This window comes from Hymenobacter wooponensis, assembly GCF_004745865.1.
GTDB classification, from domain to species: Bacteria; Bacteroidota; Bacteroidia; order Cytophagales; family Hymenobacteraceae; genus Hymenobacter; species Hymenobacter wooponensis.
Window position 1 is genome coordinate 290,231 of the sequence record NZ_SRKZ01000003.1, and the last position, 15,574, is coordinate 305,804.

Below are 15,574 nucleotides of genomic sequence, written 5' to 3' on the forward strand. Positions count from 1 at the left end.
GTATTTATAACGCCAAATACATGATAAAACACTGTGCTTTTGCACTTTACAACTATGTCATTTTGAATAAGGGTTTTTAATTCCAAGTTGGTTGCCCAATCTTGGCACCTCTATTCCATTCGCCAACTTCATCCTAGTCAGTAACCGCTTCTTTCTTGCCCAAAGTGGCCAATGGATTACAAGAGTTGCTAAAACCATGTCACTAAAACCTCCTATTTATCCTAAGACATGGAAATAGCATCATTTGCTAACTAGTTGGGGGCACTAACCAGTCTAGTTGATAACTGGCGCGGCACCGGTTGCAGCCAGGCCTTTGCCAGTATTTAAACTCGTTTCCATCAGCCTTAACGCATTGCATCACGCATTAAAGCACTAGGCTTGTAGTTTAGAGGCAGAAACCGCTTCCCTTCTCTCGACAGCTGCCGACATGATATCCCTGAAAAAGCTGCTAGGCCACACCACAACTGGTATGCAGTTGCTGGCCCTGCTAGTGTTTGCGCATTCAGCTGTAGCCCAACAGCCTACGGCCCCGCGTGATACTTCCTTCACCACCTACAGCGCCTACACAAAAGCCAAGAAGCAGAACCCAGCCATCAGTATTGCCCGCCCGACGGTGCCCCGGAGCGTGCAGAAGCAAATGAATGTGGCCTACTGCACGCAGGGCACCCACGCGCTTATGCTTGATGTGTTCTACCCGAAACCCTCACGGCGGAAAGAGAGGCCCGCCGTATTGCTGGTGCACGGCGGAGGGTGGCGCTCCGGCGACCGGTCGCAGCATGTACCCATGGCACAGCAGCTGGCGGCCAAGGGCTATGTGGCCGTAACGGCGGAGTACCGGCTATCGACGGAGGCGCCCTATCCGGCGGCAGTGCAGGACCTCAGGGCGGCTATTCGTTGGATGCGCGCCAATGCCCGCACGTATGGCATTGATACCGCCCGCATTGCGGTATGGGGCTTTTCGGCGGGCGGACAGCTGGCCTCCCTCATTGGCACTACCAATGCCGACCCGCTTTACGAAACCGGCAATTGCTACCCTACCCACTCCAGCAGTGTGCAAGCCATAGTAGACGTTGACGGGATTCTTGCCTTTATCCACCCGGAGTCGGGCGAGGGCGACGACCGCAAGAACATCTCAGCCGCTACGCACTGGTTTGGCAGCCCTAAAACAGAACATCCGGAACTGTGGCAGCAGGCCTCGGCGCTTAACCACGTAAGCCCTAAAACTCCGCCCATCCTGTTCATCAACAGTAGCGTTGACCGCATGCACGCCGGCCGCGACGATATGAGGCAGCAGCTCAGCAAGCTGGGCATTTACACCGAAGTACACAGCTTTCCGGATGCCCCTCACCCCTTTCCCCTGTTCAACCCATGGTTTGAGCCGACCCTCAACTACACGGTTGATTTTCTGGACAAGGTGTTAAAAAAGCGTTGAGGAGCCGCCAAGTTCGGAATTACCATTACCGCTAGGCTCCACAAAGAGGCCGAGCGGTTTCGTTTATAGCTCACTGAGATGCCAGTAGCACCAGTCAATGCTATGGCTTGACGCAATGTAACGCCTTCCCTCACTGTAACTTTCCTAGGCCAGGGCAGTACGAGAAATGACTTCCGAGTCATGAGTACTAACCTAACCCCTACCGTGCTATGTCAGCTAACTTCCCACCCAACGATGAACAGAACAACGCTATGGACCCCGCCCAGCTAGGAGCTGATCAGGGACCTGGCTCTTCTCCGGAAGAAGATCCACGGGATATGTCTACGGTGCTAGCCAATGCGGGCAATTATCGCGACGAGATTGGCGTCCGTACCCCTGAGGACGAGCATGGCCGACACTCCGGCAGCCCGCAGATGGAGCGAGGCTCTGACTTTGACCAGCAACGGCGCGAAGGAGCAGCGGGCGACGGAGATAACTCCCGCTCACTAGGCCGTGGTCAGGGCATGGGGCGCACCGGCTTCAATAGCGACGAGGACCGGGGCTACGACCAAAGTGGGCATCGAGGTGGCCTAGGCACCAGTGGTGGCCGCGATGACCTCTCCAACCGCAACCCCGCTGCCGACCAAAACGCCTTCACAGGTGGCTACGGTGGCGGCGACTACGACCAGCCCGACGAGACCATGAGCCAGCGCATTGGTATGAACAGCCGTAACCCCACCGATGAGCCACCCCAAGCGCAACACGGTAACGCTGTAAACGAGTCAGAATAAATTAGGCGCCTCTTTGTGTCCCTGCAGCCAAGGTTTGCAGGGACACTTTTTTGTTAGCCCACAGCCTCTGCCTGCGGCTACTTGCTGCAGCTGACAATCACGTATCAGCAGCCGGCAAGCTGCTGTCGCTACTCGCGTATACGAGGCCGTTTTAGATGTTCACAATGGAGGCAGACCAACGGAATATCAGCACAGCCTTTATAATATATACTGCTATTTACCAGTCTATTATACACTACCATTTATTCTACTAATGTATAGTAGCTTTTCTTGTGGCTTCAGGGATAAACGCTTTACATTTCGAACAACGGTGAGTGTTTGAAGAAGAAAATGCTTGTTCATTTTCCGGTTGCGGGCCGGAGCAGAGTAGGCTTGTTTTGCCTATGCTTTTCCCAAAGAGCTTCTGCCCACGCAAGCCTGCTTACCTTATGAACTCCATGCTACTTCCCTCCACCCTTGAGTGCTACCAGGCCCTGGTAAATAAGGATGCATCGTATGAAGGCCGCTTTATTGCGGCGGTTAAAACTACGGGCATTTTCTGCCGGCCCACCTGCACAGCTCGTAAGCCTAAGCCAGAAAATGTGGAGTTCTTCGCTACCACCAAGCAAGCGCTGCTGCACGGCTATCGGCCCTGTAAAGTGTGTATTCCGCTTGAGTCGCGCGACTCCACCCCGGCCTACATTCAGGCCTTGCTCAATGAGCTAGGCCACCACCCAACGGTAAAGATCAGTGACTCAGTGCTGCGCCAAAGAGGGATGGAGCCGGCTACCATTAGAAGGTGGTTTCTGCGCCAGCACGGTATCACCTTTCAGGCATATCAGCGGCTAAACCGCATTAATGTGGCGTTTAAAAAACTCCAGCGCGGCGAGTCAGTGACGGTGGCCGCTTTCGATAGTGGCTATGAGTCGCTGAGCGGATTTCAGGACTCTTTCAAAGCCGTTTTCGGCGTATCGCCTCGTCAGAGCCGGGAGCAGCAGATCATCAACCTTACTCGGCTGGAAACCCCTTTAGGCACTATGCTGGCCTGCGGGACTGAGGCTGGTATTTGTTTGCTTGAGTTTACAGACCGCCGGATGCTCGAAACAGAGCTAAAGGACTTGGCCCGCCGCCTCAATGCTACCATCGTGCAGGGCGAAAACCCTCATTTTGGGCTCTTGCGCACCCAGCTAGCTGAGTATTTCGCAGGCACTAGGCAAACGTTTACGATACCCCTGCTCACGCCGGGCACTGCGTTCCAGCAGGCCGTTTGGCAGGAGCTGCAGTCTATTCCGTACGGCATTACCCGCTCCTATGGCCAGCAAGCCCTGGCCCTTGCGCGGCCCAGCGCCGTGCGGGCGGTGGCCTCCGCCAACGGCATGAACCGCGTGGCCATCCTGATTCCCTGCCACCGCGTTATTGGCTCCAATGGGCAGCTCACGGGCTACGCCGGTGGCTTATGGCGCAAGCAGTGGCTGCTAGATCTGGAAGCCGGGCGCAGAAACGACTAAGCTCAGGTAGTAGGTCTTAGTACAATATTGTGGCGTTGGTCTTCTTTGACCTCGTCAAGCCTTGAAACATATAACCCTTTCTATCAAATACTTATTCCCTCATCTAAGTATATACAAAGGCACTTTGGCCTACGGAAGCTCAGCGAATGGTATGCTTGTTGCCAAGCTCAACCAGCACCCTATTCTCTGCTTTATGTTTCCTACTGAAGATTCATTTCGCACGGCCCTGCAGAAAGGGCAAATGAGCACTGCCGCCATCTTGCTGGCACAACTGATTGTGGCCCGTCATGAGCAGCACGCCCACGTAGGGCTGGTACAGGAAGTGCGCGTGCACCGCTACTGTGAGCAGCTGGTGGAGCAAGGGCACCATATGAATGCCGACACCCTTCTGGAAGCGGCTCACCATTATATACCCGCGTAAGCTCCTTTTGCGTACGCAAAGGTATGAGCACCATTCAGCCCCCTCTCCCCGAATTGCCGGAGCAACCAGATCAGTCGGCTAACACCAGCGGTATTCCCTCTCTTGAGGAGTTAGCTGCTCTCACCGGCCTGTTCAACCCCGCCCAGATTGTGGAAGAACTCGAGCAACTAGAGGAACTAGATAACTCTGAGCAACCCCGTCCTGATCCTAACACCCCTCTAACCGGAGGCCTGGCTCCCCAGTAACCCTTTGTTTGCTTAGGGCACCGGCTAAAGCTTTACTCTGCCCTTCTCATTTGCCAGGACACTGGCCTAGCACTTTCGCTAGGCCAGTGTCCTGGCACTTTCGTACTATAGCGCCCTGACTTTAGCCCTCTGCCCCACCCATGAAAAGCTATTTCCAGGAGTTCCAGCGCCTAACGGAGAGCCGTAACTACGCCCCGCTTACCTCGCTCCTCGTACCTAAGCCCGAGCATTTTAACTGGACGGCCGAGATTTTTGAGGACTTGCACACGGCTAGGAACCCAGAAAAAGAGGCGCTGATTCTGGTGAGTGATGAGGGCGAGGAAGAGCGTTACAGCTACCACACCCTGAGCCAACGTGCCAACCAGTTGCTCAACTACTGGCGCCGCCAGCAAATTGAGCCCGGCGCGGCGGTGCTGCTCATGGTGCCGGTGGTGGCCGAGCTGTGGTTTGCTTACCTGGCAGGCATAAAGGGTGGGCAAGTGCTGATTCCAACGGCCACGATTATGTCGGTGCCGGACCTGGCCTACCGCTTTGGGCGCCTACTGCCGGCCGTAGTAATTGCCGACGCTGAGAATGCCGAAAAGATTGATTTGGCGGAACAGCAGCTAGGCCAGCGCATCCAGCTGAAAATGCTGGTGGGCGCGGCCGAACGACCCGGCTGGGTAAGCTTCTCTGCCTGTGCCGCCGAGGCTACCACCGCCCTCGCCGCCCCCACCCGCTCCGACGACCCGCTATTTCTGTTCTTTACCTCGGGCACCACGGGCATGCCCAAAATTGTAACGCACACCCACTTCTCCTACCCCGTAGGCCACCTCAGCACCGCCGCCTGGATTGGCCTAACACCCCACGATGTGCATTGCAACATCTCGCAGGCCGGGTGGGCTAAGTTTGCCTGGAGCAGCTTCTTTGCCCCGCTCAGTGTGGGTGCTACCTTACTGGTGTACCGGCAGAGCGGCAAGTTTGTGGCCGCGCCCCTGCTTAAGGCAGTGGAACAACAGCGCGTTACCACCTTTTGCGCGCCGCCGACCGTGCTGCGCCTGCTCATTCTGGAAGACCTAACCCAGTACCGATTCAGCTTTCGGGAGTGCGTGAGTGCCGGTGAGCCCCTCAACCCGGAGGTAATTGATGCCTGGCAGCGCGGCACCGGCTTGCTCATCCGCGACGGCTACGGCCAAACGGAAAGCACGGCCATGGTGTATAACCTGCCCAACGGCGAGGTGAAACAAGGCTCCATGGGTCTGCCGTCGTTTCTGTATGACGTGGTGGTGGCAGATGAAACTGGGCAGGTGCTGGCCGACTACGAAGAGGGCCACATTGCGGTGCGCATGGACACTGGCCGGCCCAATGGCATCTTCAAAGAATACTTCGGCGAGCCTGAACGGGGCGCCAGCGTGTTCCGTCACGGCCTGTACTACACCGGCGACAAAGCCTACCGCACGCCCGATGGGTACCTATGGTTTGTGGGCCGCGATGATGACGTGATAAAGTCGTCGGACTACCGGGTGGGGCCCTTTGAGGTGGAAAGCGCGCTGGTAGAGCACCCCGCCGTGGTGGAGGCTGCCGTAGTGGGCTCTCCGCATCCCATCAAAGGCCACGAAATCAAAGCCTTTATTATTCTCCACCCGGCCGCTTCGGCCTCGGCGGCAGTAGCAAGCGAGCTGTTCAGCTTCTGCCGTGAGCAGCTGGCCCCGTACAAGATGCCGCGTATTCTGGAGTTCGTTGCGGAGCTGCCCAAAACCATCAGTGGCAAAATCAGGCGGGTAGAGCTGCGGGCTCAGGAAGCCGAACACCGACAAATGGGCGGCTCTACCAGAGAGCAGGAATACTTCTATCAGAAGACTACCTAGCGCGAGTAGCCTAAGGGCTGTGAGCAACTACACCACAGCCCGTCCTGTGGGGCAGGTGCAATGGTCCCAATTTTCAGCGAGTTACTGAGCCGACGCTAATCTGGTTGCAAGTAGCAACTCTTATTGGGGTGGCGCCCGTACCACTACGTATCCTGGCCTAGCGCTTTAGTGCCGGTTTAACTGTAAGTGTCTTGGCATCCTCTCCTCCCATTTCTCACTCGTCTCCCTCCTCTCATCCTGATGCGGTGCTGGGTATCAGCGACCGGTTGGCGCTGGAGCGCACCCGCCTGGCCAATGAGCGGACGATACTGGCCTACCTGCGCACGGGTATTGCGCTGGTGGTGGCTGGCTTTTCCCTGATCAACTTCTTCCGGGGCTATTTGTACGTATGGGTGGGCGTGCTGCTGGTGCCCGTGGGCTTCGGAACGGTTGTGCTGGGCTGGGTGAGGTTCCGGAACAAGCGCAACACTATTCTAGGCGTATTGCACCGCCACCAAGCCCACAACAAAAGCACCTTGCTGGTGGAAGAATAAGCCCACGCTGCTCAGACAAGCACGTGGCCTAGCTATTTCACGAGCAGGCTGCCGCGCAACATGCCCATGCCACAGGTAAACTCGAATCGGCCTTCCTGCTGGGGCAGCAGTTCAATGAGGGTGGTTTGGTAAGCGGGCAGCTCCCGCCGAATGCCAAAATCAGGGAACAGAATTTCTTCGGAGCAGCTGGCTTCCTCGTCGCGGTAAAAGTGTAGCTGCACGGGCTTGCCCTTTTCCACCTCAATTACATCGGGCGAGTAGCCTCCTTTTACCGTTACGTCAACCTCCTGCACACCCGTGGAGGAGGAAACGGCGCTAACCACCTGGCGGGTAGAGAAAAAGAAGTACCACAGCACGAAAGCAATCAGGCCTAGGCCTGCCAGGGTCACTATAATTTCAGAAGTATCCATCGGAGGTAGCAGAATTAGCCTTGTGAGGTAGCGCCAGTGAAGGAGCGTAACCGCAGGGAGTTAGTGAGCACCGATACGGAGCTCAGGGCCATAGCCCCAGCCGCCAGCATAGGCGAAAGTGATATGCCCAGCAGCGGATACAGCACCCCGGCCGCAATTGGGATGCCCAGCACGTTATAGATAAAGGCAAAAAACAGGTTCTGCCGGATGGTCTGGATAGTCTGCTTGGAAAGGTCGATGGCGGTTACCACGCCCTGGAGGTCGGAGCGCATGAGCGTGATGCCCGCGGCTTCCATGGCCACATCAGTGCCGCCGCCCATAGCCAGCCCGATGTCGGCCTGGGCCAGGGCTGGGGCGTCGTTAATTCCGTCGCCCACCATGGCTACCACGCGGCCCTCGGCTTGCAGCTCCTGCACTTTGCTGGCCTTATCCTGGGGCAGCACTTCCGCGAAGTAGCGTTTGATGCCCACCTGCTGCGCGATTTTTTCGGCCGTCTGGGGGTTGTCACCGGTCATCATAACCACTTCCAGGCCCATGGCCTGCAGGCGCCGAATAGCCGCGGCGGATGTTTCCCGCACCGTATCGGCCACGCCAATCAGGGCAACGCCCTGGCTCCCAATGGCAACGTACAATACCGTTTTGGCCTGGCCTAGCAGCTCGGTAGCCTTGGCCGACAGTTCGGTGGGCAGCTCTATGCCAGCCTCCGCCAGTAGGCGCTGGTTTCCAATCACCACTTGCTCCCCGCCTACGGTAGCAGTAGCGCCGCGGCCCTCCACGGCCCGGAAGCCTTCCACAGACACGCGAGGCGCTTGCTGAGCCTCAGCGTAGCGCACCACCGCCTCCGCCAGCGGGTGCTCTGACTGGCGCTCCACGGCCGCCACCGCTTGCAGCACCTGGCCGGCCTCGTGGCCAGCAGCCACGGTGAAGTCGGTTACAGCAGGCTCTCCGCGGGTGATGGTGCCGGTTTTATCCAGCAGAATAGTGGTGACCTGATGCGCTTTCTCCAGGGCTTCGGCGTTGCGGATGAGCACACCGTTCTCGGCACCCTTGCCCGTGCTGACCATAATGGCGGTGGGCGTAGCCAGGCCTAGTGCGCACGGGCAGGCAATAATCAGGACGGCCACAAAGTTGACCAGCGCCAAGGGGAACCGGGTAGCTTCCGGGGCCAGATCAAACCAGAGCAAGAAGGTGAGAATGGCAATGCACACCACCGTGGGCACAAAGATGGCACTAACCTTATCGGCGAGGCGCTGAATGGGCGCCCGGCTGCCTTGGGCATCTTCTACCAGCTTCACAATCTGCGAGAGCATGGTTTCAGCGCCTACTTTGGTCACGCGGAAGCGGAAGGAGCCGGTTTTGTTGAGGGTGGCCCCAAAAACCGTATCGCCCTCCTTTTTCTCCACTGGCAGACTTTCGCCCGTGAGCATGGCCTCATCCACGGCTGAGTGGCCTAGCACCACTACCCCATCAGTGGCCACCTTCTCACCGGGCCGCACCACCACTACATCGCCGGGCCGTACCTGCTCAATCGGGAGGTCGATTTCCTGCTCCCCGTGTACTACCCGCGCGGTTTTGGCCTGTAGGCTCATCAAAGACTTGATGGCCGCTGAGGTTTGCGTTTTGGCGCGTTGCTCCAGCACCTTTCCGACCAAGATTAGGGCAATGATGGTGGCGGTGGTATCATAATAAACCTCCGGCATCAGGCCGTGCTGCATAAAGAAATGCGGGGCCACGGTGGCGGCCACACTGTAGAGGAAGGCGGCCCCAGTGCCCACGGCAATGAGCGTATCCATGTTGGCAGCCCGGTGCTTGAAGGCATTCCAGGCTGAGGTGTAAAACTCCCGGCCGCTGTAGAGCAGTACAGGTAAGGCCAGGGCCAATAGCACGTAGTTGAGCCCCTGCATGTTGATGCGGGCGGCTAGAGCCGGCCAAAGCATGACCATCGATAGCACCATCACCACGGCGGCTAATGCCACGGCTACCCACAAGCGGCGTTTCAGCTTCTGGTAGGCCACCGCTTTTTGCTCGTCCAGCTCGGCTTGGCGGTCGGCGGCGCTGGTATCGGGTGCGGCGGGCGCCGCTACGCCGTAGCCCGCTTTAATTACCGCCTCCTTCAGCGTTTCGGGCGAGGCCTGGCCCGGTAGGTACTCCACCGTCGCCCGCTCCGTAGCATAATTCACTAGCGCCTTGTGCACGCCGGGCGTGCGCGACAAGGACTTCTCCACGAAGGAGGCGCAGGAAGCGCAGGTCATGCCCTCAATATCCAAGGTGGCCAGCGCAGTAGCCGCCGGAGTTTGCACGGGGGGTAAGGCCACCGCAGTTCCCGACTGGCCTAGCCGATTGGTGGCAGCCATAGCACCGGTGGCTTCTACCAGTTCAGGGTGAACATACTGAGCCGGATCTGCCTCGAACTTGCGCTGGCAGTTCGCGGAACAGAATACATATTCTTTAGTATCGAAGTGCGAACGATGCGTGGCCGAAGCTGCGTCAACCATCATTCCACACACTACATCTTGCTGATTCATATCAAAAACATCGAGCGGAAAGAATGCTTCTTTCCTCCTCACAAATCAACCGCCAACCAGGGTAATTGGCAGTACGGGATTCTGGATAAACATTATAGAATTCCGTCTGGTGCCCCTGCCGATAGCAGCGCCATAAATCCTCCTATCACAGCTAGTTAGCTGACAAGCGAGTCTTAGCTTTATACACCTACAGCTCGCCGAGGCGCTTGCCCTGTTCGCGGCCCAGGCGCAAGTGCTTGGCCTGCCCAATTACCTGCGCCGAGTAAATACCCCGGTGCCCCGAGAACAGGTAGGCCACTACGCAGGCCAGTGCCAGGTAAATTCCGCCTTGCATGCCGAACAGTTCCAGACCCATGAGTGTGCAGGCGAGCGGAGTATTGGCGGCACCCGCGAAAACGGCTACAAACCCCATAGCCGCCAGTAAGGCCACTGGCAGCGGCAACACCACCGATAACGCACTGCCCAGCGTGGCGCCAATGAAAAACAGAGGTGTTACCTCGCCGCCCTTGAAGCCACAACCCAAGGTCAGGGCCGTGAGTAGCAGCTTCAAAATGAAATCGGTGGGCGGCAAGGGCATGTGAAAAGCCTCCACAATTACGGGCACTCCTAGGCCACTATAGCGGGCGGTGCCCAGGGTCCACACGGCCGCCACTACCAGCGCTCCGCCCAGCACCGGCCGCAGCGGGGCGTAGGCCACTCGCGCAAACTGCCGGCCGATCCAGTGGGTGAGTGTGGCGAAGCTGCGGGCAGTCAAACCAAATAAGGCACCGGCCAGCAAGGTGCACCCTAGCCCCAGCGGCGTGAGCGGCAACGCAGCCAGCTGCGGGTAGTGAGTGTGGCCTACGCCCCAGGCGCGCGTTACAAAATCGGCGCTGACGGCGGCCAGGAAAGCGGGCAGCACGGCATCGTAGCGAATGGTACCCAACAGAAAAACCTCCAGCCCAAATACAGCACCCGCCAGCGGGGTTCCGAAAACAGAGGCAAAGCCAGCGCTCATGCCCGCAATCAGCAACAGGCGACGGTCGCGGGGGCGCAGGCGGAAGAGCCGGGTGAGCTGGTCGGCGAGGGCGCCCCCCATTTGTACGGCAGTACCCTCGCGGCCCGCTGAGCCCCCAAACAAGTGTGTGAGAAGGGTACCCCCTAGTACCAGAGGCACCAACCGCAGCGGAATAAGCGTGCGAGGCGCGTGCACTTCCTCCAGCACCAGATTATTGCCGCGCACCACCCTATCCCCGAAGTAGTGGTAGGCCACCCCAACAACCAGTCCGGCCAGCGGCAACAGGGCAATAATCCACTCGTGGAGCTCCCGATAGTTCGTCACCCACTCCAGCGAAACCAGAAACAGGGCCGAAGCCGAACCAGCCAGCACGCCAATCAGGATGCTGAGCACCAGCCAGCGCAGCATAAAGAACAGCGTAGCCGGCAAATTCAAGGCGCGCAGGCCCGAGAACAAATACGAAGCGGGAGTGTGACGGAGAGGCATGGGGCGAACAACACGATGAAGCAAGCAGCAGCCCTGCATGGGCTACCGTTCAATAGGAATCATCAGCGCAGAGCCGGGGCTGCTGGCGGTTCGCGGTGGAAATCCATCCCCGTATGCAGGGCAAATATAGAAAATGAGGCCTTAGTACAACAACCACCTAAGGCTCTCAACTGGTAGCAATGGTACTTTGTCAAAAGTTATGGAGCTGTTCTAGAGACGCTTTTGACATCCTTTTCACCAAGCAACAACCTTATTCAATAGGCTGCGTTTAAGACCGGCTGCTTGCCCTTTACTGTGGCCCTGCCTGCTGGCTGCTACCTGAGCCAGGCACACAAATAAATGATGCTTGCATAACACTTTGTTAACTTTTGCGTAGTATCTTTGCAGTCAATAATCTGACTTACATCATTCTACATAAAGCATCATGAAAAAGAGCACTGCTGCCGTTTCTTCTCTACTTGTTCTGGGAGGCCTGGGGTCATTGCGCTATCTGGCTGCTCAGGTACGTGACATGAACCTGTTTTTCGACCTACGCGACGAGGAAGAGCTGCACTTCTGCTAAGTGGTGCCTTCTTCCGACTTATACCTGAACTCCGCCCCTCCCGGCGGAGTTTTTTGCTTTTTACTCGCTTTCAGATAGTGGCTCTCGGAACCGAGAGCCAGACAGCTTGCCACCGATTTCGGCGGAACCGGTAAGTATAGATTTTTGGCTATCGGGTAGTTGGTTGATTGCTTTTTTGCCCGGTTGCGGGGAGTTGGGGTAATAATCCTGCTTTCATCATCAGGAGTTTAGCGGCTCGACATTAAAAAAAGCGCATCCATTCCCGACAGTTTACTGTACTTCACAGTTCGGCGGCCCGCGCGGGACGCCAGTATCTCTCACCGCAGCCGGTGCAGCTGGCTCCCATCACAGGATAAAAAAGCCACGCACCGAAACGCATACTACACGGTTTATGAACCTGACCAGCCTGAAAGAGCAGATCAGCTACATCATTGGGCGCGACATGGCCCGCAACTTCGCGCAACAAGGGCTCGACATTGATGTTGATACGTTTGCCCAGAGCATGAAAGAGGCCCTGGGTGGCGAGCCGAGCCGCCTCACGCCTGAGCAAATGCAAGCCGCCATGCAGCAGCTGCAGGAGCAGATGGGCGTGGGCCAGGAAGAAGACGAATCTCAAGACTCCAACTCTATGAACAACAAAGCAGAAGGCGAAGCTTTCCTCGCTGAAAACAAGAACAAGCCCGGCGTACAGACGCTGCCCAGCGGCCTGCAGTACGAAGTTCTCACCGAAGGCACTGGCAAGAAGCCCGGCCCTAGCTCGTCGGTTACCACGCACTACCACGGCACGCTCATCAACGGCAACGTGTTTGATAGCTCCTACCAGCGCGGCCAACCCGCTACGTTTGGTGTAAACCAGGTAATTGCTGGCTGGACAGAAGCGCTTCAGTTGATGCCCGAGGGCTCGAAGTGGCGCCTATACATCCCCTCTGACCTGGCCTACGGACGCCGTGGCGCCGGCCGCGACATCGGGCCAGACTCTGCGCTCATCTTCGACGTAGAGCTCTTGAAAGTCAATAACTAATTCATTGACGCTGCAAGCCCCGCTATCTGGACTGGCTGCCCTTGTGGGCTGCTTTGCCGGATAGCGGGGCTTCTTTTCGTATGTCTATTCCGCCTCCTTCTTCCCTTGATCCTGCTGAAGAGCCCTCCAAAGCTCCTGATCCGGACCGGCTGGCCCAGGGGGAGCTACAACTTACCTCTGCCGAGCCGGAAGAAATTGATACTGCTAGGCCACTTGCTGGCAGCTGGCACTCCGGCTTTCAGCTGCTCCCCCCTCCGCCACCGGAGGTATTTGCCGTGGTGCGCAGTGAAGATGGCCGGATGACGCTCACCAACGACGCCCTGGAAATCAATGGGCAGCCTTTTGGTTGGCGGGAGCTGGAAGGCGTTGATGTGCAACCGGTACGGTGGCTGCTCTGGTTTTTGCTGGGTGGGTTCACCCTGGCTGGGTTTATGCTGGGCTTTCTGCAGAATTGGCTACGCACTATTCCGGCTGCCGCCGGTATGGCTGCAGGTGCCCTCTTGCTGGCATTTGGTACCCGGGGCTCTAACCGGTGGCGCCTCCACCGCCCGGGCCAAGAGGCGGTGTATTTTGCTCTTTCAGGCTCGGCCCGGAGCTGGCAGCAGCTGGCCGCCGAGGCAAACCGCCGCATTCGGCTGCGCCATGATGAGGCCGCTGCCGCCGCCGAATACTGGCTCCAATCGTCTTGGAATGCCAGCCATGCGCCAGAAGCATCCTCCTCATCTACCCCAGATTCTTTCTAGGCCACCAGCACACTTTTGCTGCCTCGTTGCGTAGTCCTGCCGAAAGCAGCGGCTACTATCTCTGCAAGCCCTACCTTTGGCGCCGCTTTCTCACTAGCCACTATTCACTTTTACCCCTCACATGGACGCAAAACATCAGCACACCGCTGTGTCAACGGCCGGTTTGCTTATTGCCCTCGGTATCATTTACGGGGATATCGGCACTTCCCCGCTGTACGTGATGAAGTCCATCATTCAGTCGCAGTCGGTGATGCCAGGGCAAATTGACCCGCATTTGGTATATGGCGGCATTTCCTGCGTTTTCTGGACGCTTACGCTCCAAACCACCATCAAGTACGTGCTGCTTACCCTCAACGCCGACAACAACGGGGAAGGGGGCATTTTTTCGTTGTACGCCCTGGTGCGGCGGCGGGCAGGGTGGCTAACTATACCGGCCATCATCGGGGGCTCGGCCCTGCTGGCCGACGGCGTCATAACCCCACCTATTTCGGTTTCTTCCGCTATTGAGGGGCTAGAAGCCGTGTATCCGCACATCCCCACGGTGCCCATTGTTATTGGCATTCTGATGGCCCTGTTTCTGCTACAGAGCTTCGGCACTCAGATTGTGGGCAAGGCCTTTGGGCCTATCATGCTGATCTGGTTCTCCATGCTGGGCGTCTTGGGCGGGGTCTGGATTGCGGAGCACCCCCAAATTTTGAAGGCCCTGAACCCCTATTATGCCTACGACTTGCTGGTACACTACCCAGGAGGCTTCTGGCTGCTGGGCGCCGTATTCCTGTGCACTACCGGAGCCGAGGCGCTGTATTCCGACCTAGGCCACTGCGGCAAAGGCAACATCCGTATCAGCTGGGTGTTTGTAAAATCCACGCTGCTACTCAACTACATGGGGCAGGGAGCTTGGCTGATTACTCACCAGGGTGAGATGCTTGGCAAGCGCAACCCGTTCTATGAGCTTATGCCCGAGTGGTTCCTGCTCATCGGAATTGGGGTGGCAACCATTGCCGCCATCATTGCCTCTCAGGCTCTGATTACGGGTTCATTTACGCTGGTGGCAGAAGCCATCCGGCTGAACATGTGGCCTAAGGTGAAGCTCAACTACCCCACCGATGTGAAGGGCCAGCTTTACGTGCCCAGCATGAACCGCCTGCTGCTAGCGGGCTGCATTGGGGTGGTGCTGTACTTCCAGAAGTCGGAGAACATGGAAGCAGCTTACGGTCTGGCAATTACCCTGACTATGCTCATGACCACGCTTCTGCTCACCATGTGGCTGCGCTCTAAGCGCGCGCCCATGGTGGCTATTGTGCTGTTCGTGCTGGTGTATGGTGCCATTGAGGGTTCCTTCTTGGTAGCTAACCTGATCAAGTTTCCGCACGGCGGCTGGGTATCACTAGCTATTGGGGCCACCCTAATGGGCGTGATGTACGTGTGGCTACGGGCCTACTACATCAAGCGTCGCCTCACCGAGTTCGTGAAAATAGAGCCCTATATGGCGGCCCTTAAGCAGCTCTCCGATGATGAATCTGTTTCTAAGTACGCTACCCACTTGGTGTTCATGAGCTCAGCCGAGCGGGCTACTGAAATCGAGTCGAAGATCATCTACTCCATCTTTCAGAAGCGACCTAAACGGGCCGATATCTACTGGTTTGTGCACGTAGACACCACCGATGAGCCTTATACCATGGAGTATAAGGTAACGGAGCTGGCCCCCGACGATGCGTTCCGCATCACTTTCCGCCTGGGCTTCCGGGTAGAGCAGCGCATCAACCTGTACTTCCGCAAAGTGGTAGAAGACCTGGTGCGCAACAAGGAAGTGGACATCACCTCCCGCTACGAGTCGTTGAGCAAGCAGCACGTAACCGGCGACTTCCGCTTTGTGGTACTGGAGAAGTTCCTGTCGGTTGAGAATGAATTCCCGCTGATGGAAAAGCTGGTGATGCAGGCCTACTTCTACATCAAGCAGTTCATTGCTTCCGAAGACAAGTATTTCGGCCTCGACACAAGCTCCGTGAAGGTAGAGAAAGTACCGCTGGTGATTACGCCCGTCCGCGACGTGGCACTAAAGCGTGTGCAATAACCATAAAGCTTGCGGCCCAGC

14 protein-coding genes and 1 riboswitch are annotated in these 15,574 nt (G+C 57.4%); of the genes, 11 read left to right on the forward strand and 3 right to left on the reverse strand.

Features of this window, described 5'->3' with window-relative positions:
* Positions 1-427: 427 nt before the first annotated feature.
* The 7 genes from EU557_RS11540 to EU557_RS11570 all read left to right on the forward strand — a co-directional run bounded on the left by EU557_RS11540 (position 428) and on the right by EU557_RS11570 (position 6,735).
* On the forward strand, positions 428-1,432 hold the full coding sequence (locus tag EU557_RS11540) for an alpha/beta hydrolase (protein ID WP_245326240.1): 1,005 nt from the start codon (positions 428-430) through the stop codon (positions 1,430-1,432).
* 209 nt (positions 1,433-1,641) lie between these two features.
* Positions 1,642-2,202, forward strand: a complete 561-nt coding sequence (locus tag EU557_RS11545; protein WP_135530613.1) for a hypothetical protein — start codon at positions 1,642-1,644, stop codon at positions 2,200-2,202.
* 428 nt (positions 2,203-2,630) lie between these two features.
* Positions 2,631-3,689, forward strand: a complete 1,059-nt coding sequence (locus EU557_RS11550) for a bifunctional transcriptional activator/DNA repair enzyme AdaA (RefSeq protein ID WP_281062604.1) — start codon at positions 2,631-2,633, stop codon at positions 3,687-3,689.
* A gap of 193 nt (positions 3,690-3,882) precedes the next feature.
* A complete protein-coding gene (locus tag EU557_RS11555) occupies positions 3,883-4,110 on the forward strand; it encodes a hypothetical protein (RefSeq protein ID WP_135530614.1) in 228 nt (75 codons plus the stop codon).
* A 23-nt stretch (positions 4,111-4,133) separates the two neighbouring features.
* On the forward strand, positions 4,134-4,355 hold the full coding sequence (locus tag EU557_RS11560) for a hypothetical protein (RefSeq protein ID WP_135530615.1): 222 nt from the start codon (positions 4,134-4,136) through the stop codon (positions 4,353-4,355).
* Between the two features lie 140 nt (positions 4,356-4,495).
* Positions 4,496-6,202 carry an acetate--CoA ligase gene (locus tag EU557_RS11565; RefSeq protein WP_135530616.1) on the forward strand — a complete coding sequence of 569 codons (1,707 nt, stop codon included), beginning with the start codon at positions 4,496-4,498 and terminating at the stop codon, positions 6,200-6,202.
* Positions 6,203-6,393: 191 nt separating this feature from the next.
* Positions 6,394-6,735, forward strand: coding sequence for a DUF202 domain-containing protein (locus EU557_RS11570; RefSeq protein WP_167855173.1), 342 nt, complete (start codon positions 6,394-6,396; stop codon positions 6,733-6,735).
* Positions 6,736-6,767: 32 nt separating this feature from the next.
* On the opposite strand, the gene EU557_RS11575 is transcribed toward EU557_RS11570, so the two are convergent.
* The 3 genes from EU557_RS11575 to EU557_RS11585 all read right to left on the reverse strand — a co-directional run bounded on the left by EU557_RS11575 (position 6,768) and on the right by EU557_RS11585 (position 11,153).
* Complete coding sequence (locus tag EU557_RS11575) at positions 6,768-7,145, reverse strand: cupredoxin domain-containing protein (RefSeq protein WP_135530617.1); 378 nt, start codon at positions 7,143-7,145, stop codon at positions 6,768-6,770.
* Positions 7,146-7,159: 14 nt separating this feature from the next.
* Complete coding sequence (locus EU557_RS11580) at positions 7,160-9,670, reverse strand: heavy metal translocating P-type ATPase (protein WP_135530618.1); 2,511 nt, start codon at positions 9,668-9,670, stop codon at positions 7,160-7,162.
* A 187-nt stretch (positions 9,671-9,857) separates the two neighbouring features.
* Positions 9,858-11,153: a chloride channel protein gene (locus tag EU557_RS11585; RefSeq protein WP_210116026.1), complete on the reverse strand. Its 1,296-nt coding sequence runs from the start codon at positions 11,151-11,153 to the stop codon at positions 9,858-9,860.
* Between the two features lie 46 nt (positions 11,154-11,199).
* Positions 11,200-11,273: riboswitch (Fluoride riboswitch) on the reverse strand.
* A 304-nt stretch (positions 11,274-11,577) separates the two neighbouring features.
* On the opposite strand from EU557_RS11585, the gene EU557_RS25475 reads away from it, so the two are divergent.
* The 4 genes from EU557_RS25475 to EU557_RS11600 all read left to right on the forward strand — a co-directional run bounded on the left by EU557_RS25475 (position 11,578) and on the right by EU557_RS11600 (position 15,553).
* Complete coding sequence (locus EU557_RS25475; RefSeq protein ID WP_167855174.1) at positions 11,578-11,715, forward strand: hypothetical protein; 138 nt, start codon at positions 11,578-11,580, stop codon at positions 11,713-11,715.
* Between the two features lie 391 nt (positions 11,716-12,106).
* A complete protein-coding gene (gene bamJ / locus EU557_RS11590; protein WP_135530619.1) occupies positions 12,107-12,736 on the forward strand; it encodes a BamJ family beta-barrel-assembly machinery protein in 630 nt (209 codons plus the stop codon).
* Positions 12,737-12,816: 80 nt separating this feature from the next.
* Positions 12,817-13,479: a hypothetical protein gene (locus EU557_RS11595; RefSeq protein WP_135530620.1), complete on the forward strand. Its 663-nt coding sequence runs from the start codon at positions 12,817-12,819 to the stop codon at positions 13,477-13,479.
* 121 nt (positions 13,480-13,600) lie between these two features.
* Positions 13,601-15,553, forward strand: a complete 1,953-nt coding sequence (locus tag EU557_RS11600; protein ID WP_135530621.1) for a KUP/HAK/KT family potassium transporter — start codon at positions 13,601-13,603, stop codon at positions 15,551-15,553.
* Positions 15,554-15,574: the final 21 nt, after the last annotated feature.